Genomic DNA, 24,574 nt, shown 5'->3' on the forward strand with positions numbered 1-24,574 from the left:
GCAGATTGTTTTTGTGATATGAAAAAAACAAAGTTTGTGTCACTCATTTAAACAGGAATTCTACAGAGCCAAAATTAGAAAAAAAGACTGATGAATAATCATTCATCAGCAATGTCGTGGTAGTAATATTCGCCCTTGGATTTCTGTTCCCTGTCAAGTCTTGAATCTTTTTTGTTGACCCTTGGACGGGAAGTATCTTCATCACGCCTGAATGTGATATCCAGATTTGCAAGGAACTTGTTCATACCATCCTGCATACTGGAAGGCTCATGTGCTTTACCATAGACTGCCGGCTCACCTTCAAAGACTATGAGACGCTCACTGAGCATGTCTATCATGTAAATATCGTGATCAACCACCATTGCAGTCTTACTGTTGTTCTCGGCGAATCTTTTGATGACCTTTGTTGCCATTGAACGCTGTTCTACGTCAAGGTGGGCGCTTGGTTCGTCAAGAATATACATATCAGCATCCTGGCAGAGACATGCGGCAATAGCAACTCTCTGGAGTTCACCACCACTGAGCTCTGTGAGCATGCGGTCATAGAGCCTCTCAATGTTCAGTGGCTTTGCAATCTCAGTCTGGAAATAACTGCTATTGAACTTGTTGGAAAGACCGCCCAGGAAATAGCGAACCTGCATCGGACTGTCAGCTTTGATGTACTGTGGCTTGTATGCGATCTTGATATCGTGGTCAAGTTTTCCTTCATCAGGCTCTATCTCGCCTGCGAGTATCTTGACAAATGTGGACTTACCGATACCGTTAGGACCGACAATTCCCAGAACCTCACCCTCTTTCAGTGAACCGCCATCGGTTGAAAGTGAGAAGCCTTCACCATATTTCTTGGAGAAAGCATCATAGTCAAGAAGTGTGTTGATATCTGTTTCAACTCTTGGAGGGTGAACCTCGAACTTGATAGCTTCAGGTCTTATACGCACGTTCTCTTCAGGCAGGAATCCTTTAAGATACTGGTTAATGGCAACACGCACACCCTTTGGATGTGTGATCACACCGTATCCACCTGGCTCACCGTATGCCACATGCACTGCATCAGCAAGCATGTCAAGTATCGCAAGGTCGTGTTCTACAACAAGAACCGCCTTGTCCTCGGCAATCTCCTGAATGAGTTGTGCGGAGTTGATACGCTGGTAAATATCAAGATATGGACTTATTTCATCAAAGAAGTAGAAATCTGCATCTTTGGCTGCACAGGCTGCAATGGCAACTCTCTGGAGTTCACCACCACTAAGCTCTGTTATCTTGCGATCCATTACATGTGAAAGGTTGAGACGTTCAACAAGCTCTGGGAGCACGCCTCTTTCGTCGGTCTTGTCAAGGAGTTCACTGGTCTTGCCCTTGAAAGCCTTGGGGATCATATCCACATACTGGGGCTTCTGTGAGACTTTTATGTCACCGTCAACTACGTCACTGAAATAATCATAAAGAGCTGTACCTGCATAGTGTTCAAGAACCTTTTCCCAGTTGCTGTTATCCTCTGAGAAGTTAGGAACAAGAGTTCCTGACAGGATCTGTACTGCGGTACTTTTACCAATACCATTAGGACCCAGGATACCGGTTACTTTCCCAACCTGTGGAACCGGCAGGCCATACAGTGCAAAGCCATTGGGACCATACCTGTGGGTTGGTTCGGTAAGTGCCTCAGGAAGACCGATGATCATTATAGCTTCAAAAGGACATTTGTGGACACATATACCACAACCTACGCACATCTCTTCGGAGATTATTGGCTTTCCGTCCTCTCCAAAGATGATGGTCTCGTCACCCGTTCTCACACGGGGACAATATTTTTCACATTCATGACTGCAGCGTCTTGGTTGACACCTGTCTTTGTTCAATATGGCAATTCGCATGTAAGATCCCTGTCAATAAAATAAAGTGAATAAAGGATAAAAATAGAAGATCAATTCAGAAGCAATGTCCATGTTACAAGACAGAAGTCAACAACTATGAACTCAACGTAGAACCAGTCCTTGAAACCAAACTCTTTGGGCTTTATCTTGAATATCGGGAATGAGAATTTCATGACATAGAAGGAGATACCGACTATGAACATTAGTATAACATACCACTCATAACCAGTTTCACCGGGAATACCTTCACCAAGCTGCATATAAGCAATTATGCCTGCTACCATTCCTATAATAGCAGCAACTGCCGTTTTGATGATTCCCTCCTTATGAGCCTCCTTCTTTTCCTCCGGGCTTTTCATCTTAAACTGTGATCTACCATGGGATTGAGTAGGAGCTGGTTGCGCCTCATCAGCGGGTTTTACTTCGTTTTTGGCCACTGACGGCTTTTTCTTGGATGATTTTGACAAATTGATCTGATCTCCTGGTACAACTTGGATAGTGTGGGTACTATAAAATCAAGTACTTATATAAATGTTTATCCTGCCAGAATAAACTTCATACAAATTCATTGCTCAGGACATTTTCTATCTGATCAATGGAAAGTGAATTAAAACCAATAGAATCGAGGTGTTTTGCAAATCTTCCGGGACGATGACCGTTGGGATGATAGACAACCGTGAACTCTGGATCGATGTTCTTTACCATATCAACAAGCCCGCGTGCGTCAAGATGGTCACTTATCTGGATTGCAGGGTAGCGATAATCGCTGCGTCCTGTCATTACGAATTTAGAAATATTGGACGGTAGTTTGTCCAGATCCCAGGGAGGTACTATACATATACTGTCACCGCAGCAATTTCCGAGATATTCCAGTTCCCCGGCATCCTCAAGAAGAGTACGCGTAAGGGAAAGTGATTTCTCATCCATTTCGATGACGCCATCATAGCCAAAACCCCTTAAAAGTTCCACGGCTCTTTGTGCTTTGCCGAATGCATAGGCTCCAAAAGCAATTGAAGGATTATCCCTGACAGCATTCTCAAAGCCTTCCAGATCATCATCAAAGAAGCAGGTTGTATCACCGGGGTCACCATAGTTGGCTTCGGTTATCAACAGATCACATTTCGGAAGCATGGAAGCATCTTTCACATCACCTGTGACAAGTATGCGTGTTCCTACTTCATTCTCCCATAGAAAGGATGTTGAACCTACAGTATGGAAATTCGGGAATGTGTGAACTTTTACGCCACTGACATCAATGGTTTCTCCTACCTTGAACGTCCTGCCTGCATATTTGCGGTCATGACGTATCTCAAGTGCAATAGCAGTCTTTTCAGAACAGACTGAACGATCTGAAAGCATTGCAGATTTGCCGTTATGATCTGAATGAGCGTGGGTGATAAGATAAGCATCAGGTTGCTGGTATTTTGCAGGAGTACGTGTTGTATCGATAGAAAAAGTTACAAGTTTTCCTTCGGTTGATCTGAATTTTATGGAAAGATGCGGTTTGAACGAACCGCGGGAATTCTTTTCCCTGAAAACCATTACACCAAGATCAACCAGTTCTTTCAATTCCTGTAACCCTCGAAACTGGAATGACCTTAAGGTATTTACGCTTTTTTGAAAAAAGGTAAAAACAGAATGTTATGAATGGACTAAAAACAAGAATAAAAAACATGAATCAGGTGCTTAAAGCACCTTTTTAAGCTCTTCAAGGAGTATGCCTGAAGTAGTAAGACCTGTGAAGCGCTTTACCATTTCCCCGTCCTTGAGAATGATAAGTGTTGGCACTGCCTGAATACCATATTGCGCTGCAAGGCTCTGGTTCTGGTCTACATCAACAACCTTTACATCGATCTGACCTGCAAGTTCAGCTTCAACCTTTTCAAGATGAGGCTTCTGCATCTTACAAGGTCCGCACCATGTTGCACTGAAATCCAAAAGTTCTACTTTGCTCATATGAATACCTCTAATAATTTGTAATATTGCTTAATATGAAGGAACAATGATATTTATTTGCATCCATCACAATTAAGCGGAAAATGCCTTCTTGTTGTTAAAAAATCCAAAACATAGAAGTCGTCATGCATCGGTAATGCAAGACATATACACAACCATGTTGTCACTCATATATAAGCGTTTCGCTTCGGAATTATATAGAAATCCTTCTAATCCTGGAAGTCAGATCCAACGGTTTGGCATAATAAGGAGCAGTAGTCACAATAAAGTCCACATGTTTTGCATAATCAGAAACCATGTTAAGATCAATTCCACCGACTGCAATCTCAAGATGTGGATTCAAAGCTTTCAGTTCAGGTATAAATGTTTCAAGCTCCTGCGGACTGTAATGATCAAGCAAAAGAACATCTGCAACCGGAGCAGCTTCCAGAGCTTCTTCCCTGGTTCTTGGTTCAATCTCAATCTTGCGCATGGCTCTGAGCTTTACACGCTTTTCCATGACATCAAGATGATTCTGTGTGACAAGAATGGAATCACTGAGAGAGTTGCGATGATGGTCTCCTCCACCGATCTTTACCGCCTTGAGCTCATATTTCCTGAATCCCGGATGGGTCTTGCGGCTTGTTGCCACCATTATGTCAGGATTTAATTTTCTTGCAAGTTCAACAGTAAAACGTGTTTTTGATGCAATGGCACAGACCATTGAAAGGAATGTCTGTGATATTCTCCAGAGCTTGAAAATAGTAGGTAGATCACCCTGAGCTTCAAAAATAACATCGTTGGAATTGAACTCATCCCCATTTGGAACCATGTTCACGACTTCAAGACCATTTTTCCTGTAGAAAGCTGCAAGATCATCCATGCAAGCAGCAACCCCATGTTCCCTTGATTTTATACGAATCCGGCCATTGCCTTCTATCTCAAGAAACTCAGTAGTCTCATCTCCGTATGGGCAATCTTCTGTAAGGTAAAGGTCAAAAAAGTCTATCATTTTGTCACCTGCGTGACTAATTGTAGCCGATTATTCATAACTATTGCTATTTTAAAGGAATAAAAAAGAAAATAAAAGGAGGAATTAGTCCTCCAGTGAAGAAATGTCTCCGGGGTCCTGGCCAAGTTCCTGTGCCTTGAGAAGACGTCTCATTATTTTTCCGCTTCGGGTCTTTGGCAGGGATTCAACGAATTCGATTTCAGAAGGAATGGCTATCGGACCGAGGTTCATTCTTACGTGATAGACAAGCTCCAGTTTAAGTTTATCACTGGCTGTGTAACCCATACGCAGTATGATGAAAGCCTTGATTGAATCTCCCTTGAGTGGATCTGGTTTTCCGATTACTGCTGCTTCTGCAACAGCTTCGTGGGAAACAAGAGCACTTTCAACTTCTGCACTGCCGATGTTGTGACCGGCAACGATCAGTACATCATCAGAACGTCCAAGGATCATGATGTATCCATCCTCATCCTTTACAGCAAGGTCACCTGCTGCATAGTAGTTCCCGACGGTGCTCCAGTACTGGCGATACCTCTCATCGTTGTTGTAAACCGTTCTCATCATAGAAGGCCATGGTTCCTTAATAACAAGGATACCACCTGTACCGGCAGGAACCGGTTCTCCATTCTCATCAACTACATCTGCAACGATGCCCGGAACCGGACGACCGGCAAAACCTGGCTTCATCGGCTCACCAACAGCAGTTGTGAGCATGTGCATTCCGGTTTCAGTCTGCCACCATGTATCAAGGATCGGACACTTCTCCTTACCAATTACACGATAGTACCATTCGAACGCCTCTGGATTTAGAGGTTCACCGACAGAACCCAGTATTCTCAATGAACTGAGGTTGTACTTTTCAGGCCACTCCTCGCCCATTCTCATGAACATTCTGATAGCTGTAGGTGCTGTGTAGAATATTGTGACGTCGAACTCCTCTATCATACTCCACCAGACACCGGGGTCAGGATAATCAGGAGTTGTCTCGGATATCAGGATAGTTGCACCCATGGAAAGCGGACCATAAACAATGTAACTGTGACCAGTGATCCATCCGGGATCTGCCGTACACCACATAACATCGCTCTCCTGAAGGTCGAACATGTTCTTTGTAGTGTAATATGTACCGACCATGTAACCGCCACAGGCATGTACAATTCCCTTTGCGGGGCCTGTTGTACCACTGGTGTAAAGAATGAACAGCGGATCCTCGGAATCCATTACCTCTGGTTCACATTCCTTGTCAACATCTTCCATGATCTCGTAGAAATCAACCTCTATCTCAGAGAAAAGCTCCATCTGCGGCGTCATTCTCCTGAGAACAACGATTTTCTCTACACTGGAAGCGTTAACTACAGCCTCATCTACAAGAGTCTTAAGGTCGATCCTCTTTCCACGTCGCAGACTTGCATCAGCAGTAATGACTACCTTTGCCTGTGCATCCTTGATTCTTGAGTGAAGTGCAATAGCACCGAATCCACCAAAAACAACACTGTGTACAGCACCTATACGTGCACATGCAAGCATTGCTATGATCTGCTCAGGGACAAAAGGCATGTAAATACAGACACGATCGCCTTTCTCAACTCCAAGAGACTTCAGACCATTGGCAAATCTCATAACCTCACGGTAAAGCTGACGATATGTGAGAACAACTTCCTCACCATCGTCTCCTACCCAGATGATAGCTACCTTGTTCCTCTTACCGTTCATCACATGCCTGTCAAGACAATTGTGAGTGATATTCATTTTAGCATTGGTAAACCACTTTACGTATGGGTGGTTCCATTCTCTTACCTTATCCCACTTCTCAAACCACTCAAGTTCTTCAGCAACGTTTTCCCAGTGTTTTTCAGGGTCTTTGAGGAATTCATTGTAAGCAGTTTCGTAATCGCCGATCCATGAATTTTCTTTTACGGAAGGATCAGGAAGATAGCTTTTCCCATCCAATTTGACATCAAAATTTTCAGACATGTTCACTCCATATATAAGTAATAATCATTATGTTTCTTTAGTGACCCTGAACTATCTCAAGGTCTTAAACCAATATCTGCAGAGCAACCGTCTCATGTCATTTTGAAGAACAAACAAAGATTCCATGTGGAACCCCGGGACATGAAAGGGACCGCATTGAAAGAGTGACCTTGGGTGGTCACACCTCAACCATCATGTATAATCATGATATTACTATATACCTATTTTGGTCTCCATAAAGATACCATATCATAAAATAATAAACAAAAGTATGAATTAATAAGGAAATCTGAAGTATTTATCCTACAAAATACATATACAATCGAATCTGAAAAATAGAATCCAGAGAGATCCGTCTCCGGATAAAACCAATATCTAAAAAATGGAAAAAGGATTATGATGAAAGTGCCAGAATCGCTTCTGCCAGGTCACCGTTAGCACCTTTCAATGCTTCACGTGCCTGATCCTCAGAAACTCCGGTCTGCTCTGCAACGAGCCTCACATCATCATCAGGTATCTGGACTTCCCTGGCGACCTCTTCCGGAGTACCGACTATCTGATAAGTATCCACACCCTGAGCATTCATAATGGAGACATTGGCATCATTAAAAACGATATCCTTTGCAGGCGTCCTAATAATAACCTGTTCAACGTCGTCGATCTCAGTGATGTTTATACCCATCTGTTTCATCATCTGTTTTACTTTTGCAGGGTTCATTCCCCTGCCACCTATTCCCGGAAACATGTAATCACCTTATATGAAATTGTTAATTATCCAGATAAATGTTACTTAACAGCAACCGCCACCACAGGATGAGCTGTTGCAGCCACCGCCGTTCTTGTTGTCGATTACAAAGCCCTTGCCGGAAGGACCATCTACATAATCGATCTTTGCTTCTAAAAGACCATCTGCATCATCCTTGTTCATGACGATCTTAAGTCCTTTGTCCTCAACTACGAGGTCATGTTCTTCGCTGATCTCGTCCTCAAGTGACATTCCATACTGCACACCGCAGCAGCTCATGCCTGCAACGAAAACCCTAAGAGCGAGACCCTGTTTATCCTGTTCCTCAAGCAGTGCTTTTAATTCGACTGCTGCATTGTCAGTTACTTCTACCATTGTTGATTCCTCATTATTTGTTTAAAATTGATACAAGGTGACTACCGGGTAATCCCTTATATGTGTTTTTGATATATAAGTTTATTCGCATTGATACGAACTTTTCGTGCAGCTGTTAAATATAAAAGTTCAGGCAAAGTTCAGACAAATTCTACGTCATTATCAACTGGATTTCGCAGAACTTCACCGCTTGAAGCATTGATTTCTACTGAATTTCTCTGACCTTTGACTTCCCATACAGGCACATAGACAAGTTCTACATCAAGATTGATGTCTGATGCATCTGGCTTAAACTTTTTGTGTTCGGAAATTATTGTTTCTCCCTGTGTAGCATCAAAACGCAGATCACGGGTATATTCATCAATAATATCATCAAGCAATTTCGTTGTGGCCTCTTGCTCAGATGTCGCAGGCATTTTGACATCATATTCCACATTTGGAACAGAAACTGTATTCTGTACATTCTGAAGGTTCACTTCTTCAGGATTCCCATTCAGGGCATTAACATAACCGGAACCATCACCGGAGATATCTATTATCTTAGAACGATAGTGATGCTCCACATTCAGGGAGTAATTGTACCTCCAGAAAGGAACGAATTTCAGAACAGCCGCATTAGCTCCACGGATATGAGGAGCCGCTATTGAATATGCACGGTCCTCGGATACATTTACAGGTGGGGAGTGAAGGCTCATAACAATTGGTTCTTCAGATGCAAGGTTTACCGGAGCTGAAGGAGCTTCCACAAATGATTCTTCCTCTGAAATTGTTTCCGGCTCCTCGAATGTTTCGGGTACATAAGATTCCTCGGGAGCAGGCTCTACAGACGGGGCAGCGCCACGAGGGCGATAATACTGAACCTCCATGGGTTTATTGTCAGGAATCACCGGAGCTCTTGGCGGACGTGATGCCAGAGATGCTTCAAGAACTTTTTCTTCCACATGTGAGGAAGAACCGGTACCAAATATCGCATTGATAGCTTCTTTTGCGACTTCATCAACACTGCTGGAAGCAGGTTTCTTAGTACTCAGCACATCAAGAAGTTGAAGGTCTTTGGTACTTCCTTCCATATCTGCAAGTATTGCCCTTCCAATCCTTACAGCCATATCGTCACGTGTCCACACAGTCAGGCCGACGTCATGTGCATTTAGTAAGAATGACTCGCTTACGTCACTTGCCAGTATGTAAAGACCTTGTCCTTCTGTAACCTGACTTTTAAAGTCCCTTATATCCTCAAGGTCAGGATTGTATGAAAGTCTGATAAATGTCTTTAAGCCGTCCTTTTCGGCTATCAGATCAAACCTGAATGATTCGGACATGTCATAGCCCGCTGATATGAAAATATCCCTCAAAATTCGCACTAGTTCCTGTTTCATTATGATCATTATCCATTTTGCCGGTTAATTAAAATAGCTTTCTGTGAATAAAAAAGTAAAGGTAAAAATGACCCTGAAATGGGCCGTATCAGAGGACACGAGTAGTTGTTTCAAGCTCAATTCCTTTATGTGTAACCATGTAAGAAATTGTCCTGTTAGGAACCAGCATTCCACGCATCTTCCGTATCATGATCGTTCTCTCTATCTCACTTCCACGTTCTTTTATCCTGAATTCGACAACCCCGTCACATATGTGGCGTAAGGTGTTCTCGGTAATAGAATCATGCATGCCGCTTGTCATCAGTATTAAGTGAATTGCTCCTGTGGCTTTTCCAATCGAAGAGATCATTTCAATAGCATCAACCACACTAGCCAGGTTATAAGCACGCAGGAAATATGATATTGAATCTATAACACCACGATATTTTTCAGTCCTCGGCTGTTTCACTGTTGCTTTAAGAAGACCCATAGAATCTATTCCCTTTTTAAGGAAATCCTTAGCCGAGATATCGCTGGTGAACTCTTTAGGGAGAACACTGTAGAATCTTGGGAGATATGCGTCCACAAATTGTAGCTGCCCATCCTCCATAAATTTCTCTACATCCCATTTCATATCCTCCATCTCATGGACTATCTCCTGAGCCGGATGCTCTGATGTGAAATAAAAGACATCTTCATTGTTCAGAAGACCACCGTAAACAAACTGCTGGGCAAACATCTCAGAGTTTGCTCCCGGTTCTGCAAGAATAAGAATAGTTGTTCCCGGAGGAACCCCTCCTCCAAGCTGTACATCAAGTCCGCCTATACCTGTAGGGATTTTGAATCCACCTGTACCATCAAAACTGTAATCCATAGTTTGACCCCTGATAATAAAAATATTTAGATATAATTTGCGATTAATTATATTAATACAGATAGATAATAGTATTTTATAGTATATAGCAATTAGTGGTGCACATGATAAATCTCGATGACCTCAAATATGACAATGGTCTTATCCAAGCCATTGCACAGGACAGTAATACCAAAGAAGTGCTTATGTGCGCCTTCATGAACAGGGAAGCACTTGAGAAAACAATTGAGACCGGTATTGCTCACTACTGGAGCCGCAGCAGGCAAAATCTCTGGAAGAAAGGAGAAAGTTCAGGTCATACCCAGAAAATCGTTGAAATACGCGTTGATTGTGACATGGATGCCATACTTATGCTGGTCGAGCAAACAGGAGGAGCATGTCATACAGGATTCCGTTCATGTTTTTACAGAACAATAGACGGAAAAGAAGTCGGAGAGAAAGTTTTCAACCCGGAAGATGTTTACTGAAAAACATACGTAATTGACTGCTAACACAAACAGCAGTTACTTTTTTTGCGCTGCCTGAAGCAGGGTGGCAATATAATATTATAGAATCAACAGCTTATTCGTAATTATGGAAGAGAGTTCACAAAACAGGCAAATAATAGTTCCTGATACCAGTGCGGTAATAGACGGTATCCTTTCAGGAAGGATACGCGATGAGGGACTCAGGGATGTAGATATATATGTACCTGAAGCAGTTATGGCTGAACTGGAAGCCCAGGCAAACCGCGGGCTTGAGATCGGATACAAGGGTCTTGAAGAGGTTCAGGAACTCCAGAAGTTCGCTGAAAGCGGCGATATCAGATTATTTTTCACAGGTATCAGACCTAATTCTGACCAGGTTAAACTTGCAAAGGGCGGGGAGATAGATGCCCTTATTAGAGAGACAGCAGTTGAGCTTAAAGCTAAATTTGTCACAGGAGACAAAGTCCAGTCACTTGTTGCAAAAGCAAAGGGACTTGATGTGGATTTTGTTAAGCCTCCAATAGAGGAATTCGGACCGCTTCTCATTGATGAGTTTTTCACACCAGACACAATGTCAGTGCACCTGAAACACAAGGTCTGCCCTATGGCAAAGAGAGGTTCCATAGGAAATGTGCAGTACATGAAGATCAGGGATGAGCCCTGCACGTACTATGAACTGAAAATGATTTCACGGGAGTTACTTGACAGGGCACGCTCTGATCAGGAATCATTCACAGAAATGTCATTCAGTGGTGCAACGGTACTCCAGATAAGGAACATGAGGATAGCTATTTCCACACCACCGTTCTCTGATGATGTTGAAATTACAATTGTAAGGCCTATTGCATCTGTTTCACTTGAAGAGTATCGTCTTAGCGATGTGCTTAAGGAAAGAATAATGACCCAGAGAGGAATCCTCTTCGCAGGACCTCCTGGTGCAGGTAAATCCACTTTTGCAGCAGGAGTTGCAATCTACCTGAAAGACAGGGGATTCGTTGTCAAGACCATGGAATCTCCTCGTGACCTGCAGGTTCCGGGAGAGATCACCCAGTACGCACCTCTTGACGGAAGTCTGGAGAATACAGCCGATGTGCTGCTGCTTGTGCGTCCTGATTATACTATATATGACGAGGTGCGCAAAACCAGAGACTTTGAGACTTTTGGAGACATGAGACTTGCCGGTGTGGGTATGATAGGAGTGGTCCATGCAAACCGCGCAGTAGACGCAATCCAGAGACTTATCGGAAGGGTGGAACTTGGTGTTATTCCCCAGGTTGTTGATACGGTTATTTTCATCGACAAGGGAGAGATCGCAAAGGTACAGGTACTTGAGTTCACGGTGAAGGTGCCTGCCGGAATGATGGAGGCTGACCTTGCAAGACCGGTGATTCTTGTTTCTGATCTTGAGACTGGAAAGAACGAGTTTGAGATATACACCTACGGTGAGCAGGTTGTTGTAATGCCACTTGGTGGTGAACAACAGAGAAGCCCTTCATGGAAACTTGCAGAAGGGGAACTAAAGGATTATATCAGTAACTATGCCAGCGGTCCGATAGAAGTGGAAATGGTCTCAGATAACCGTGCTTTTGTACGTGTAGGAGATAAAGAACTTCCAAGAGTGATCGGTAAGGGTGGAAAGACCATTGATGAGATTGAAAGGTCACTGGGAATTCATATAGATGTGCGCAAGTTTGAGGAGGGGGAAGAGCGCAGGCCCCGTGAAAAGAAGGAATATCACCCTATCATTGAACGCAGCAAAAAGCATGTTATACTCAATGTCCCTGAGGCTGCAGCAAGAGATGTTGAAGTCTATGCAGGTGAAGGATTCCTGTTCTCAGCAACTGTTGGCAGACATGGAGATATCAAGGTGCGATCTGATTCAGAGGTTGCACACGATATTATGTATGCCTTGCAGGAAGGAGAAGTTATCTGGGTTAAAGAGATCTGATGACGCCGTCATCATGCATCTTTTCTATTTTTACAGACTTTTTATCATACATTAACGAATTTTACAAACAGCCATTGAAGAGTTCAAAACCTATTTATATGCAAAAATAATTAATTTTTAATTAGAATGGATGTTGATATAAAACGTGGCTATGAGATCCTCCCGAACAACACTATAATCTTCGGGATCAGGATTACCAATAATACAGATATTGCTATTTCTGATGTGCAGGTTATTCTTGATTATAATGAATCTGTTTTCGAGTTACAGGAAGATAGAATACTGAAACTGGGAAACATCCCGCCAACCATTGCAAAAACTGCAAAATTTGTCCTGAAGCCCACGACATGTATCCATAACGAAAAGATAGAAGCGAGTATAATATATCGTGATACTAACCGCGAAAAGCATATGGTTGCCATGCAGGCAAAAGAAGTTCATTGTATTGTCCCTTTCCTGAACGCAAAGCCATTTACAAGAGAGGACTTTCTTCAATTATCCGGCACATGGAACACTGTTGACCTTGGAATTAATTTTGAAGATATTAGTGCAGAACAGATAATATCTTTCCTGATGCAGACCTGTGCAAGAAATCTCTATGCTGTAGATGGATATGCAATCAAAGAAGGTAGCGTACTCCATTTTTCAAGTGAAGCAACAGACAGTAATACTCATTACCTGCTGACATCCCTGATAAAAGAAAATGCAGGACTGACCCAGATTATGTTCAGGGCAGCTTCTGACAGGAAGTCAGGGTTAGATGGTTTTCTCAATGAGATCGTGTCCGGGCTCAAAAATCTTGTCAGTACAGTCAATTCTGCAAATGATATAGGGTTCATCAAAAAAAAGCTGATAACCAATATTATAGATACAGTAGTTCCGAGAAGCAATTTATCGACTGGAAACAATGGATTTTCGGTAAATACTAAAAGAGATCTAATGCAAAAAAGCAGGTCAAATGACCTTAAAGGGGATAAGCAAAATTACCTGAAACCTGAAGATGTCGATGTTGCCAGAATGTATGATTCTTATTTGAAAGAGGTTAAAAATAAGCCTGATACCAAAATAGCTGCCAGCACGGATTCAGACATTTCAGATTCTTCATATCCCCAGGAACTTTTTACTTCTGAAAGAGAGCTAAGAAACGTCCGCAGCACCAGCCCTACCAGAAAAGAAAAAGCGACTGAAAAGAGACCTGAAAGATCAAAGAAAAAAATGCTAAGACAGGCATTGGTCATTGCTTTTGTTTTGTTAAGTGCTGTGCTTCTGATACAAAATACAGGATTAAAAGAAAGAATCGCAGGAGAATACGCTTCATCGTCATCCGCTTCTGCGGAGAATGTTGTTATAACCTTTTTCAATGCTACAAATGAAGGTGATTTTACCACTGCTTTCAATCTATGCGAGGGACAGGATTTCCTTGTGCCTGCAAGTATCAAGATGATTTTAGCCAACAATGGAATAGAAGCAGGTGGAATCAAAGAGTTCAATATAGTGTCAACAACTGTTGCAGATGACCTTGCGTTTATTGAAAGTAATTGTACCGCAGTCACCTTTGACACCGTGGGAAATGAGAATGATCCGATTGTCATTTCCGTATATTTCCAGTTGCAAAAAAGCGATTCGAGCTGGGTTATTACAGGAATAGCATTCGACCAGCCTTATGGAACTGGTGCAGGTGAAAATGAAACTGGTGAAGATGAGCAAGAATGAATGATTATCTTTTAATTGCAATCATATCAAAACGCATCAAATTGTTCCCTTTTCTGTAATTCTTTCAAGAAAATGCTTGTTATACCTGTCCTCATAGTATTTCCAGTCAAGATACATTGACATGATGTAGCACTCTACATCCACACGCATACCTTCATGCCGTGAAAATATCAGGACATTTGGCCTTATTATCTCAAAATTTAGAACATAACCTGTGTCATTGATCACGATAAGGTCCAGTTTATCACTTTTCAGCAGGTCGGAAAGCTCATTTATCAGGTCAATCCGTTTGTAGATCCTTTCTTTTTCCGTTAGTGTCTCAGAAAGATAAACACCGATGTCCACATCACTCAACGGACCTGCCGTGTCCTCTGCAACCGAACCAAAAAGGTAGGCAAGCTCAACAGATTCTTCTTTACGAAAGAATTCTCTCAGAAGAGGAAGAAGTTCTTCTTTGTTAAGACACGGAGCTCTTTCTATCATGATAAAAACGACAAGGATTTCTAAATTTTTCTATGTGTTTTTAAGTAATAAAGATTGAGTGATGTTGAGTTTATGGGTGACCACATTTTATGTGGGGTTTTGTAGTCACCTGCGTATAAGTTTACAATAGAGCATTTTCAGGGTTTATCGTTAAGCAAAATCGTTAACTGGGGTTAACGATAGAATTTGCCGTGAATTAGGCCTATTGACAAGTATTTTTGTCCTGAATTTTGCTATCGTTAAATCGTAAAGTTAACGATAACTCACCTTATGAAGAAGAATCGTAAACTTTGTGGGAACTTTCAATCAAAATATTCCAGCATCATAACTCAAGCTTTTCCCAACAACACAACCTTATTAGGAAACATCTTCGGCCTGTCCACTACCACAAACCCGACCTTACCGGCAATATCAAGCATCTCACCAAATGCCTGTTTTGAAACATGCATCGGTGGCTCAACTATGAGAATACTGCCATCTTTTCTAATCAAGGAAGACAGTTCCCTGAAGAAACTCTCCTTATCCGGCAGTTCGTGAACAACGTAGAAAAGAAAAACAAAGTCAAACTCCCCGGATACTCCTATTCTGTCACTTTCGCATTTGTGAAGCTCTATATTCAGTTCTTCCCCAGACAGCTTGATCTTCTCTTTTACCTTCTGAAGCATGCCTTCCTGAAGATCAACTGCCACCACACGACCGCTTTTTCCGACCATCCGACCCATGTCCATTGTGAAAAATCCCGGACCGCAGCCAATTTCCAGAACTTCCATCCCTTCCCTGACATAGGGACCGAGTATCTTCTGCGGATTCTGCAGCCATCTGCGAATCCTGTTATCGAGGCTGCCGGACTTTTCTACAGGGCATACGTTGGTTTTGTCGTGGGACATGTGAGGGTGCTCTTTTGGAGGGATTATTAGGAAGTTGGGTTTGTGGGGATAAATAAGCTTTCTATAGAGAAATAAAAAATATCATCCAACTATGAGCCTTGCTGTTTCTCTTAATAAGTGTGCAGGCATTGGATACTTTAGCGACCATACAAAATTGATAGGTTTTTCACCTTCATGACTTACGTATTCCACCGGCCCCAAGAAATAATAAGGTTGAGATAAAGAATTGATACTTTTGTTTACTCTCACAAAAAGAAGAATTGTTTGACCCATATCTTTGTGATTAATATATCTCTGTCCAGTTTTAGAATCAACCTTAGTTGATGCTTGACTTTGCCAATGGAAGAGATTTTCATTAATTGCATAATCATTGTACATCGTAGTTGGAGAATAATCCTTTTCATTCTTGTTTAATGTGATGAAAAACACATCTGTCTTTTTATCTTTGATTGGCAGTACACCAGCCTGTACGGTATGATTATTTTGCAAATCAAAATACCCAAGTCCAGCAAGAGCTTCTGCTTGTGTGTATTTAGAATGCAAACTTAGAGATGAAACATATGGCAATGTTATTTCAGGAGAAACATTTCTTATGATACTCTTTTTGAATTCTAACAGCATGATAATTTCATCATAGATTGTAGAATTATCTAGCAACTTAGAAAACGCATCTTTTAATAAAGCAAACTTTTCCTTGTTCCAGATCGTTAGAACAAACATTGTCAAATAGTATCTTTCTTTTTCAGAGACAGCTGCTTCATCTATATTTTTGCCAGATAGATACCTAAGAACACAATCGATGTAAGAGATATCATCTATATGTTGAATTCTTCTCAAGCCACTAGTTAATTTATCTTCATCGGGTTCATTGAAATCATCTATGATTTGAGCTTCTGCTAGTGCTCTTGACCAGCACATCTTTTTGTAGATGTCATCAAGGTCTAAATTATAGTAATTTATGAAATTCTCAAAAGATAATTCCATTCCCGTGTCAGCAACAAAACTAGAAATTCTATTCACAATTGTTTGTCGCCTTAGATTAAGAGCTTGACTAATGTTATCTAATATGTATTCCTTAGATTTCCTTTCTAATTCGATACTACAACCAGCAGGTAAATGTGGGAATCCTTGCTCGATTTCTAAAGCAATGTCTTGACCTATATTTTCAATCAATGTTTTGAACTTCAAATCAAATCTATAGTTTTTGTTCGCTTGACCCACAAAATCTAGTACTGTTAAGCAGTCTTTGTCATCGCTTAATCTAAGTCCACGTCCTAATTGTTGCAAGAATATTGTTAAACTTTCAGTGGGACGTAAAAAGAGAACGGTGTCGATTTCTGGAATGTCAACTCCTTCATTGTACAAATCTACAACAAAAATAAAGTTAATCTCTTTGTTTAACAGCTTCTTTTGAACAGAGCTTCTTACATCTTTGGTAGAATCAGAAGTTAGATGCTCGCTTGGAATACCATATTTATTGAAGATTCCAGACATGTATTCTGCATGTGCTTTTGAAACACAGAAACCTAAACCTTTAGTGTTTCTGATATCCAATACCGTCTGTACAGTTTTCTCACAAATCATTTCTGCACGATGATTATCTGCAGTGTAAAGTTTGCTGAGTTCACTTTGAACATAACCACCACGTTGCCACTTCAACTTGGAATAATCAACACTATCAGTAATACCAAAATATTGGAAAGGACACAACAACTTCCTATCTATCGCATCTGGTAAACGAATTTCTGCAGTTATGTGGTTATCAAAAAACGTTTTAACATCTAAATTATCAGCACGTTCTGGAGTTGCAGTTAAACCTAACAGACAGCTTGGATTTACATGATCTAAAAGGGATTTATAACTCGGCGCTGCTGCATGATGGAACTCATCTACTATAATATAATCAAAATATTCTGAATCTAAAAGATCATGAATTTCTTTTGAGTTATATGTTTGAATTGATGAAAATATCTGTTCCGTATTTGCGGGAATATTTCCACCAACCATCATATCCCCAAAATTGTGATCTCTTAGAACCATTCTAAATGTGTACAGAGATTGCTTTAATATCTCTTCTCTATGTGCTATGAACAATAAGCGTGGCTCTCTTTTGTGGGTTTCAAAAAACTCCTTCCTGAATTTCTTGAAATCAAAAGCTGCAATCATAGTTTTTCCAGTGCCTGTTGCAGCTACAATTAAGTGTTTGTTTCTATGTAGCTGACGTTCTGCCCATATTGATTCAAGAATTTCTTTTTGGAATGGATATGGCGTTAAATCAAAATTTGGCATCACAAATTCAGTGTTGCTATCGTATTTTTCTGCTTGTAACGCCTTTATCAATCTAGACTTGTCATCTTTATTATAGGTTTCAAATTCCCTATCATTCCAATAAGTATCAAAAGTAGCTTTTATTTTAACCCACTGAAAAGGCTGCTCATACTGACTAATTTTGATGTTCCATTCCAATCCATCAGTAAGTGCTGCATTAGAGATGTTAGAAGAACCAATATATGCAGAAGAAAAACCAGTTTGCCTTTCAAACAGATAGGCTTTTGCGTGTAATCTTGTCCTTCTAGTATCATAACTTACTTTTAAAGTTGTATTTGGCAAATTTTCTAAAAATTCAATTGCCTTTGAATCCGTTGCACCCATATAACTGGTTGTTATAACTCTTAATTCACTTCCTTTTCTTGAAGTGAACTCCTTTAGCTCTTCTTGGAGTATTCTGATGCCACTCCATTTAATGAATGAACAGAGGATATCCACTCGATCAGACGACAAAATCTCTTTTTTAAGTTGAGAAACTAACGAAGGATCCTGCCTTGTGCCTGTGAGTAATGCACCTAAAGAAAGTGGAGTATCGGGACGTGAGAAATCAACACTCAGGTTTTCATCTAAAACTGCCATGAGTTTTTCAGCAGTTTCAGAGACATCTAAACCTTGAGTTTCGATACCATACCGATTTAAAATATCTACTATTTCATTGCATAGTTCTATCTGTTTATCGATTTTTGATTTTCCATCCTTATCGCCTTTAATCTCAGATAAAGCATGAGAAAGGACTCGATACAGATATTGTGCTAAATAATCGTTGCTGTCAGCATCATTTAGCCGTGATAAATGTTTATGTTTGTCATCAATGTTGAACAAGTTTTCAGAAAGAAATTCATTTACAATATGTTCATACAATCCTGATTTCATAGCATCCACATTCACAATCAATATTTGTTAAGAGACTTATGTTAAGAATATATTAATAAATTGCTTTTGAAAGATAAGTTTACAAAAATCATATCCCAAATCCTAATATACACTCCCAAACAATTTACACCTCAGGAGAATCTTATCATGAAAGTATCCATTATTGGTTCAGGCTACGTGGGTTCCGTCTCAGCCGCTTGTTTTGCAGAACTCGGGCATGAAGTTATCTGCATCGACATTGATGAGGAAAAAGTAAAACAAATCAATGCTGGAACCGCACCTATCTGGGAAGAGGGATTGGATGAACTGCTGGCAAAGTACAGCCAGAAGACACTCATTGCCACATCGGATTATGATTATGCTGTTGAGAACTCCGATGCATCATTTATCTGCGTGGGAACTCCATCAGGGGAAGATGGAAGCATTGACCTCTCAATAGTCAAAGCTGCAAGTGCCAGCCTTGGGAAAGCTATTGCAAAGAAAGATCACTATCATGTAGTGGTTGTAAAGAGCACGGTCGTGCCTGAAACAACCGAGAAGGTCGTACTTCCGATAGTAGAAGAATACTCCGGCAAAAAAGCAGGAAAGGACTTTGGCGTTGTGATGAACCCGGAGTTCCTCAGGGAAGGCAAGGCTGTCTATGACTTCATGCACCCTGACAAGATCGTGGTTGGTGCTATCGATGAGAGGTCCTATTTTGTTGTATCAGAACTCTATCGCAAGCTGGAATGTGAGATCACTCACACCAATCCAAGGACAGCAGAAATGATCAAATACGTCAACAACTCCTTTTTGGCAACCAAGATATCCTTTGCCAACGAGGTAGGGAACATCTGCAAGCAGCTTGGAATCGATACATACGAGGTCATGGATGCCGTGGGAACAGACTTCAGGATTGAGCGCCAGTTCCTTAACTGCGGAGCGGGATTCGGCGGCTCATGCTTCCCTAAGGACGTAAAGGCACTCATCGGCAAAGCGAACCAGATCGGATACGCCCCGGATCTTCTCCAGTCCGTTGTTGATGTAAATAACAGACAGCCCCTGAAGATGATCGAACTGCTTCAGGAAAAGATCGGTGAGCTCAAGAACAAGAGAATAGCCGTACTTGGTCTGGCCTTCAAGAACGACACCGATGATATAAGGGAATCCAGATCTATTCCGGTTATCGATAAACTGCTGGAACTTGGGGCTGATATCGCTGCATACGACCCGATGGCTGAAGAGGGCATGAAAAAACTCTTCCACGATGTTGCATATTGTAAGAGCGCATCCGAAGCCCTGACAGAAGCTGATGGTTGTCTCATCATGACCGAATGGAACGAATTCAGGAACCTTGACAAAGAATTCGACCTCATGGGAAACCGTGTTGTCATCGACGGCAGGAAGCTTATCAATCCGGATAAACTTAGCACCGAGATCGACTACGTGGGCATCTGCTGGTAAGCAGATATTATCTCTTTTTTCAAAAGGTTATCAGGGACATGCACTGAACCTTTATTTCCCTAAAAAATCGCACCTATCACCCTGAACAAACAAAAATACTATGTCGTTGATGTTAATTCTGAAAATATAACTCTTCAATTATCCGACTAAAATCGAAGATTTTTAATACTCTGAGTAAAAATGACAGGTCTGTTGGTGCAGACCATGAAAAACGACAAACAGGTAAAAGACGATATCAACGGCAGGTTACACTCTCTTGACCAGACCGTAAGAAGTGTGGAAAAACGACTGCGTGCAGTGGAACGCAGGCTATCTGTTGACGTGCCCGTGGAAGATACCATCCCGGAGTACGAGATAAATTTTGAGGAAGCACTTGAGAGCACAATGACTGAAATTGTCTCAATACGTACCGAGATGAACAACCTGATACTAAACAGTTCCCATAACCACGAATATGAAACCAGACTTCAGGAACTCAACTCTGAGATAAGTAACCTTAATTCACAGATCATGGAACTGCGGGAAGAGAATAGCAAACTAACAGAGCAGTTCATGATAAAAGACTACTCGGAAACAGAAGAAATGCAGAATCTCTCTGTAGAAATCAGGAATGAGATATCAAAACTGAACATGCGCCTGGAAAAAGCCGAAAATCACAACCGTATCAATATCGGTTCTGTAAAAGTACCTGTGGAACTCTCAGGCATCGTGGGAGCTGTCATCCTGGCACTTACCGGATTCCTCATCATGAATGGACAATGGAATGTCATAAAGTCAGCTTATTTCTCATTCGGCATTGCCCTTGTGTTTGCTGTTGCAGTGCTCATGAAGTTCTATCTGGTCAACAGAAGGACAACATGAAACTTGAATTATCTCGAAGGGTACGGCGAAGCCGGCGTTTTCCCACAAGACGAAACAAAAAGGTCTTAACAATGCCCAGAAATACTTTCTTCGCAGGACTTCTGTAGAATTGTCATTATAAATAAAATAATCATTGGAACAATCTTCTGTACAGAAGCATAGGAATATGCCGCCTTCGGCGGATGGTTACTTTGTTTTTAGCTTGCCGGTTGTTTTTGGGTAAATGAAAAAGAGCAATGTTTGTATCACTCATATCGACATAACCAATTTTTGTATAATAGAAGAATGACTAAATGGTTACAAAATTAGAAAGAAGACTGAGAAAACCAGATAGATTTTCTCACACTTTCTTTACTTTCAGGAAATAATCGTTACTATAATCAAGATAGCCTTCCTGCATAACCTTGACAGAAAGGTATCCTTCGGTCTTACCCTGCGGGAGAGAGATGTTCAGCAACCTGTACTGAAACTCACCGTCAGCATCTGTAATCCCGCCTGCAACTTTTTCTCTTGAAGGTCCCCATACAATGATATTTGCATCACCTATCAGCCTTCCGTCATTATCAAAAACGTTTACCGTGAGATACGGGGAATCTCCCGTCCCGTTTGTAAGATTGAAACTGCTGCAATTGGAAGATGCAAACATAGTATCAGGAACAAACGGCGTACTTGTAACAGCCGAGAGAATAGTATAGATACCTATCATTCCGATGATAGTGAGAATAACGATTCTTATGGGAAGGCCCACGGATGCAGATTCATTATTAAACATAAAAATCAAAAAAATAAAAAGATAGCAGGATCATGAAGTCCTGACTATCATTACAGCGCCTGCTTTTTCAAAGTCGTAGAATCCATCTGCAGATATGGTAAGGTCCATGCTTCCTTCGTTCTGGTTAGGACCAAGGCTTACCTGGGAACCAGCCGGGGAAGCTGTGGTAAGAGTACAATTTCCGTAATCATCGGTTGTACCTGTTGCCACACCACCAAGGCCCCTGAGTACTACATTGGCAGCCCGCACGGGATAACCATCAGGATCAACCACTGAAACCAAAACATCTACTGTGAATGGGGAGTTTGCTGTTGTTGAATCTACAATGACAGTGTTTCCGGCAGTAGGGCCTGCACTTTGTTCACCTGACTCTACTATATTAACAGACATATTCTTAGTTGGGGGAGGGATAATAGCTACAAGTGCCGCAAGGGCAACCATACCAACCACCAACATGACGACTATATTGATAGGAAGCTCAATGGCCCTATCATCATCAAATAGTTTTTCAGTCTTTTGCAAAAAATCACCGAATGCTAACAAATAAACATTGAATATAAATTTATTGATTTGCTCCTGATTTTTATATAGTGTGCAGAATAATTAATGTCATAATTAATGAAATACCCAAACAAAATCCCACATCGTTACATTCATGTACCAAAACCATTCTTTAATTCTCACATGAAGAAGATCGTTATCATCGATTACGGACTTGGTAACCTCAGAAGTGTTCGCAAGGGGCTGGAACACGCAGGTGCCAACGTAATCATTTCAAGTGACCCTGAAGAGATAAAAAGTGCAGATGGAGTTATCCTTCCGGGAGTCGGTGCTTTCAGGGATGCAATGAAGAACGTGGAATCTCTCAGAAGTACCATCGATGAGTATGTGGCATCAGGAAAGCCAATGCTTGGGATATGCCTTGGCCAGCAGATGATGCTAAGCACATCAGAAGAAGGAGGACTCACTGAAGGACTTAACCTTGTAAAAGGACAGGTACTCAGATTCCCACACTCCGATCTCAAAGTCCCTCACATGGGATGGAACTCAATCAAAATTACACAGCAACATCCAATATTTAATGGAATAAATGATGGTTCATTTGTCTATTTTGTACACTCATACTATGTGGACACTACAGATAAGAACACGCTGATTTCATGCGAATACGGAACAGAATTTGCAGCCGCCATTGTCAATGATGCAGGCAATGTGGTCGGAACTCAGTTCCACCCTGAAAAAAGCGGTGATACCGGCCTTAAAATACTGAAGAACTTTGTTGCTATGTGCTGAAGGAATGAAAATATGGATATTGAAGGCTACGCAAAACGAGGGATCAGGAAAAACGATTCCGACCTCGAAGACAAACTTACCGCCAGAATTCTTGAAGTCAAGAACACAAATCCCGAACATGCACGCAAGCTTGCACAGGCAACCATTACCGAAGCAAAGGCAACCCTTGTTCTGAAAGGTGACGTGCTCGAACCCACCGTATCCGGTGTTACAATGGGAGAATTCGGCGTCGGTTCCAGAGGTCTTGGAGATTTCTACACACATGAGAAGATCGCAGAAGTCATCGGCAAGACAAAAGCGGTAGTAGACACAACACACCTTGATGACTCAGGAGTTGTAAAATCCGATGGAGGAGAATATGTCATTCTCACCGTCGACGGCATGCACTCCAGACTTAGCGATTATTCATTCCTTGCAGGATTCCACGTTGCAAGGGCGGCACTTCGTGATGTATATGTTATGGGTGCAAGACCTGTAGCAATGCTTTCTGACATACACGTAGCAGATGACGGAGATGTCGGCAAGGTCTTTGATCACATTGCAGGTATCACAGCAGTGGCAGATCTTTCAGGCATCCCACTCATAACCGGAAGCACCCTCAGAATCGGCGGTGACATGGTAATCGGTGAACGCATGACCGGAGGAGTCGGTGCTGTTGGAGTATCAACCGACCTGACATCACGTGAGCAGACACAGGTAGGAGATGTCATCCTCATGACAGAAGGAGCAGGCGGCGGAACAATATCTACAACCGCTCTCTACTATGAGATGCATGATATCGTTGACGAGACCATCAATATCAAATTCCTCGAAGCATGCGAGAAACTTCTGGATTCCGGTCTTGTGAAATACATCCACGCAATGACAGATGTCACAAACGGTGGCATTCGCGGAGATGCTAAAGAAATATCCAGAACAGCAGGTGTCAAGCTCATTTTTGAAGAAAAGGAAATGAGAAAACTTGTCAACCCAAGAGTCCTTGAGATGCTTGAATCACTTGAGATCGACTATCTTGGAGTATCCCTTGATGCTCTGCTTATCATCGCACCTGAAGAGTATGCGGAAGACATCATGAAAACAGTCAGAAGCGCAGATGTGGATATTTCTGTTATTGGAAAAGTCGTAGAAGGAACCGGAGCAGAAGTCATAATTGACGGAGAAGCAAGAGACTTCACACCACGCTTCAGGGAATCAGCATACACACCTATCAAGAAGATGATAGGTGACGAGAATCCGCGTGACTTTGAAGAAATGAAAAAAGCCATTGACAGGGCAGCGTTAAATGCTATTGAAAAGAAACGCCGCGTTGTGGAAATGGTCAGGAGAAAGTAGAAAGGACATCCTTTCTACCTAAAACTTAAAATT

22 protein-coding genes are annotated in these 24,574 nt (G+C 41.6%); 7 read left to right on the top strand and 15 right to left on the bottom strand.

Going from position 1 to position 24,574, the window contains the following annotated elements:
* Positions 1–98: 98 nt before the first annotated feature.
* From FKV42_RS03835 to FKV42_RS03880, 10 genes are all read right to left on the bottom strand, one after another.
* Positions 99–1,871, bottom strand: coding sequence for a ribosome biogenesis/translation initiation ATPase RLI (locus FKV42_RS03835; RefSeq protein ID WP_154808922.1), 1,773 nt, complete (start codon positions 1,869–1,871; stop codon positions 99–101).
* 50 nt (positions 1,872–1,921) lie between these two features.
* Positions 1,922–2,338: an EMC6-like membrane protein gene (locus FKV42_RS03840; protein WP_154808923.1), complete on the bottom strand. Its 417-nt coding sequence runs from the start codon at positions 2,336–2,338 to the stop codon at positions 1,922–1,924.
* Positions 2,339–2,426: 88 nt separating this feature from the next.
* Entirely contained in the window at positions 2,427–3,440 is a 1,014-nt protein-coding gene (locus FKV42_RS03845; protein WP_394348040.1) for an MBL fold metallo-hydrolase, read from the bottom strand.
* Between the two features lie 117 nt (positions 3,441–3,557).
* Positions 3,558–3,827: a thioredoxin family protein gene (locus FKV42_RS03850; RefSeq protein ID WP_154808924.1), complete on the bottom strand. Its 270-nt coding sequence runs from the start codon at positions 3,825–3,827 to the stop codon at positions 3,558–3,560.
* Positions 3,828–4,020: 193 nt separating this feature from the next.
* Positions 4,021–4,818: a beta/alpha barrel domain-containing protein gene (locus FKV42_RS03855; RefSeq protein ID WP_154808925.1), complete on the bottom strand. Its 798-nt coding sequence runs from the start codon at positions 4,816–4,818 to the stop codon at positions 4,021–4,023.
* Positions 4,819–4,902: 84 nt separating this feature from the next.
* Positions 4,903–6,792: an acetate--CoA ligase gene (acs, locus tag FKV42_RS03860; RefSeq protein WP_154808926.1), complete on the bottom strand. Its 1,890-nt coding sequence runs from the start codon at positions 6,790–6,792 to the stop codon at positions 4,903–4,905.
* Between the two features lie 394 nt (positions 6,793–7,186).
* On the bottom strand, positions 7,187–7,537 hold the full coding sequence (locus FKV42_RS03865) for a nascent polypeptide-associated complex protein (RefSeq protein WP_154808927.1): 351 nt from the start codon (positions 7,535–7,537) through the stop codon (positions 7,187–7,189).
* A 45-nt stretch (positions 7,538–7,582) separates the two neighbouring features.
* Positions 7,583–7,912 carry a HesB/IscA family protein gene (locus FKV42_RS03870; RefSeq protein WP_154808928.1) on the bottom strand — a complete coding sequence of 110 codons (330 nt, stop codon included), beginning with the start codon at positions 7,910–7,912 and terminating at the stop codon, positions 7,583–7,585.
* Positions 7,913–8,052: 140 nt separating this feature from the next.
* The gene (locus FKV42_RS03875; protein WP_196214044.1) at positions 8,053–9,231 is read right to left on the bottom strand and encodes a hypothetical protein; all 1,179 of its coding nucleotides are present in this window, start codon (positions 9,229–9,231) and stop codon (positions 8,053–8,055) included.
* Between the two features lie 145 nt (positions 9,232–9,376).
* A complete protein-coding gene (locus FKV42_RS03880; RefSeq protein WP_154808930.1) occupies positions 9,377–10,141 on the bottom strand; it encodes an RAD55 family ATPase in 765 nt (254 codons plus the stop codon).
* 104 nt (positions 10,142–10,245) lie between these two features.
* Between FKV42_RS03880 and hisI the strand changes: the two genes are divergently transcribed.
* The 3 genes from hisI (at position 10,246) to FKV42_RS03895 (ending at position 14,269) form a co-directional block, all read left to right on the top strand.
* Positions 10,246–10,608 (top strand): phosphoribosyl-AMP cyclohydrolase, encoded by a 363-nt coding sequence (gene hisI / locus FKV42_RS03885; RefSeq protein ID WP_154808931.1) that lies wholly within the window; start codon positions 10,246–10,248, stop codon positions 10,606–10,608.
* Between the two features lie 106 nt (positions 10,609–10,714).
* Positions 10,715–12,556 (top strand): PINc/VapC family ATPase, encoded by a 1,842-nt coding sequence (locus tag FKV42_RS03890; protein ID WP_154808932.1) that lies wholly within the window; start codon positions 10,715–10,717, stop codon positions 12,554–12,556.
* Positions 12,557–12,682: 126 nt separating this feature from the next.
* The gene (locus FKV42_RS03895) at positions 12,683–14,269 is read left to right on the top strand and encodes a hypothetical protein (protein ID WP_154808933.1); all 1,587 of its coding nucleotides are present in this window, start codon (positions 12,683–12,685) and stop codon (positions 14,267–14,269) included.
* Between the two features lie 36 nt (positions 14,270–14,305).
* On the opposite strand, the gene mntA is transcribed toward FKV42_RS03895, so the two are convergent.
* The 3 genes from mntA to FKV42_RS03910 form a co-directional block, all read right to left on the bottom strand.
* Positions 14,306–14,752 (bottom strand): type VII toxin-antitoxin system MntA family adenylyltransferase antitoxin, encoded by a 447-nt coding sequence (gene mntA, locus FKV42_RS03900; protein WP_154808934.1) that lies wholly within the window; start codon positions 14,750–14,752, stop codon positions 14,306–14,308.
* A 329-nt stretch (positions 14,753–15,081) separates the two neighbouring features.
* The gene (locus FKV42_RS03905; protein ID WP_154808935.1) at positions 15,082–15,639 is read right to left on the bottom strand and encodes a class I SAM-dependent methyltransferase; all 558 of its coding nucleotides are present in this window, start codon (positions 15,637–15,639) and stop codon (positions 15,082–15,084) included.
* Positions 15,640–15,720: 81 nt separating this feature from the next.
* Positions 15,721–18,840: a DEAD/DEAH box helicase gene (locus tag FKV42_RS03910; protein WP_154808936.1), complete on the bottom strand. Its 3,120-nt coding sequence runs from the start codon at positions 18,838–18,840 to the stop codon at positions 15,721–15,723.
* A gap of 147 nt (positions 18,841–18,987) precedes the next feature.
* On the opposite strand from FKV42_RS03910, the gene FKV42_RS03915 reads away from it, so the two are divergent.
* Positions 18,988–20,283 (top strand): UDP-glucose dehydrogenase family protein, encoded by a 1,296-nt coding sequence (locus FKV42_RS03915; protein ID WP_154808937.1) that lies wholly within the window; start codon positions 18,988–18,990, stop codon positions 20,281–20,283.
* A 180-nt stretch (positions 20,284–20,463) separates the two neighbouring features.
* Entirely contained in the window at positions 20,464–21,144 is a 681-nt protein-coding gene (locus FKV42_RS03920; RefSeq protein WP_154808938.1) for a hypothetical protein, read from the top strand.
* 340 nt (positions 21,145–21,484) lie between these two features.
* Here the strand turns inward: FKV42_RS03920 and FKV42_RS03925 are convergent, their stop codons facing one another.
* Positions 21,485–21,916 (bottom strand): hypothetical protein, encoded by a 432-nt coding sequence (locus FKV42_RS03925; protein ID WP_154808939.1) that lies wholly within the window; start codon positions 21,914–21,916, stop codon positions 21,485–21,487.
* Between the two features lie 30 nt (positions 21,917–21,946).
* Positions 21,947–22,438 (bottom strand): peptidase associated/transthyretin-like domain-containing protein, encoded by a 492-nt coding sequence (locus FKV42_RS03930; RefSeq protein ID WP_154808940.1) that lies wholly within the window; start codon positions 22,436–22,438, stop codon positions 21,947–21,949.
* A gap of 162 nt (positions 22,439–22,600) precedes the next feature.
* On the opposite strand from FKV42_RS03930, the gene hisH reads away from it, so the two are divergent.
* Both hisH and FKV42_RS03940 read left to right on the top strand, forming a co-directional pair.
* Positions 22,601–23,209, top strand: a complete 609-nt coding sequence (hisH, locus tag FKV42_RS03935) for an imidazole glycerol phosphate synthase subunit HisH (protein ID WP_154808975.1) — start codon at positions 22,601–22,603, stop codon at positions 23,207–23,209.
* A 12-nt stretch (positions 23,210–23,221) separates the two neighbouring features.
* The gene (locus tag FKV42_RS03940; RefSeq protein ID WP_154808941.1) at positions 23,222–24,541 is read left to right on the top strand and encodes an AIR synthase-related protein; all 1,320 of its coding nucleotides are present in this window, start codon (positions 23,222–23,224) and stop codon (positions 24,539–24,541) included.
* The last annotated feature ends 33 nt before the right edge of the window (positions 24,542–24,574 follow it).

The sequence above is a fragment of the Methanolobus vulcani genome (assembly GCF_006546655.1).
Taxonomy (GTDB): Archaea; Halobacteriota; Methanosarcinia; order Methanosarcinales; family Methanosarcinaceae; genus Methanolobus; species Methanolobus vulcani_A.

What these genes read in the sequence shown, in the direction of transcription:
- FKV42_RS03835 (WP_154808922.1), bottom strand. Translation starts at nt 1,871, where the DNA reads ATGCGAATTGCCATATTGAACAAAGACAGGTGTCAACCAAGACGCTGC.
- FKV42_RS03850 (WP_154808924.1), bottom strand. Translation starts at nt 3,827, where the DNA reads ATGAGCAAAGTAGAACTTTTGGATTTCAGTGCAACATGGTGCGGACCT.
- FKV42_RS03855 (WP_154808925.1), bottom strand. Translation starts at nt 4,818, where the DNA reads ATGATAGACTTTTTTGACCTTTACCTTACAGAAGATTGCCCATACGGA.
- acs (WP_154808926.1), bottom strand. Translation starts at nt 6,792, where the DNA reads ATGTCTGAAAATTTTGATGTCAAATTGGATGGGAAAAGCTATCTTCCT.
- FKV42_RS03865 (WP_154808927.1), bottom strand. Translation starts at nt 7,537, where the DNA reads ATGTTTCCGGGAATAGGTGGCAGGGGAATGAACCCTGCAAAAGTAAAA.
- FKV42_RS03870 (WP_154808928.1), bottom strand. Translation starts at nt 7,912, where the DNA reads ATGGTAGAAGTAACTGACAATGCAGCAGTCGAATTAAAAGCACTGCTT.
- FKV42_RS03875 (WP_196214044.1), bottom strand. Translation starts at nt 9,231, where the DNA reads ATGTCCGAATCATTCAGGTTTGATCTGATAGCCGAAAAGGACGGCTTA.
- FKV42_RS03880 (WP_154808930.1), bottom strand. Translation starts at nt 10,141, where the DNA reads ATGGATTACAGTTTTGATGGTACAGGTGGATTCAAAATCCCTACAGGT.
- hisI (WP_154808931.1), top strand. Translation starts at nt 10,246, where the DNA reads ATGATAAATCTCGATGACCTCAAATATGACAATGGTCTTATCCAAGCC.
- FKV42_RS03890 (WP_154808932.1), top strand. Translation starts at nt 10,715, where the DNA reads ATGGAAGAGAGTTCACAAAACAGGCAAATAATAGTTCCTGATACCAGT.
- FKV42_RS03895 (WP_154808933.1), top strand. Translation starts at nt 12,683, where the DNA reads ATGGATGTTGATATAAAACGTGGCTATGAGATCCTCCCGAACAACACT.
- mntA (WP_154808934.1), bottom strand. Translation starts at nt 14,752, where the DNA reads ATGATAGAAAGAGCTCCGTGTCTTAACAAAGAAGAACTTCTTCCTCTT.
- FKV42_RS03905 (WP_154808935.1), bottom strand. Translation starts at nt 15,639, where the DNA reads ATGTCCCACGACAAAACCAACGTATGCCCTGTAGAAAAGTCCGGCAGC.
- FKV42_RS03910 (WP_154808936.1), bottom strand. Translation starts at nt 18,840, where the DNA reads ATGAAATCAGGATTGTATGAACATATTGTAAATGAATTTCTTTCTGAA.
- FKV42_RS03915 (WP_154808937.1), top strand. Translation starts at nt 18,988, where the DNA reads ATGAAAGTATCCATTATTGGTTCAGGCTACGTGGGTTCCGTCTCAGCC.
- FKV42_RS03920 (WP_154808938.1), top strand. Translation starts at nt 20,464, where the DNA reads ATGACAGGTCTGTTGGTGCAGACCATGAAAAACGACAAACAGGTAAAA.
- FKV42_RS03925 (WP_154808939.1), bottom strand. Translation starts at nt 21,916, where the DNA reads ATGTTTAATAATGAATCTGCATCCGTGGGCCTTCCCATAAGAATCGTT.
- hisH (WP_154808975.1), top strand. Translation starts at nt 22,601, where the DNA reads ATGAAGAAGATCGTTATCATCGATTACGGACTTGGTAACCTCAGAAGT.
- FKV42_RS03940 (WP_154808941.1), top strand. Translation starts at nt 23,222, where the DNA reads ATGGATATTGAAGGCTACGCAAAACGAGGGATCAGGAAAAACGATTCC.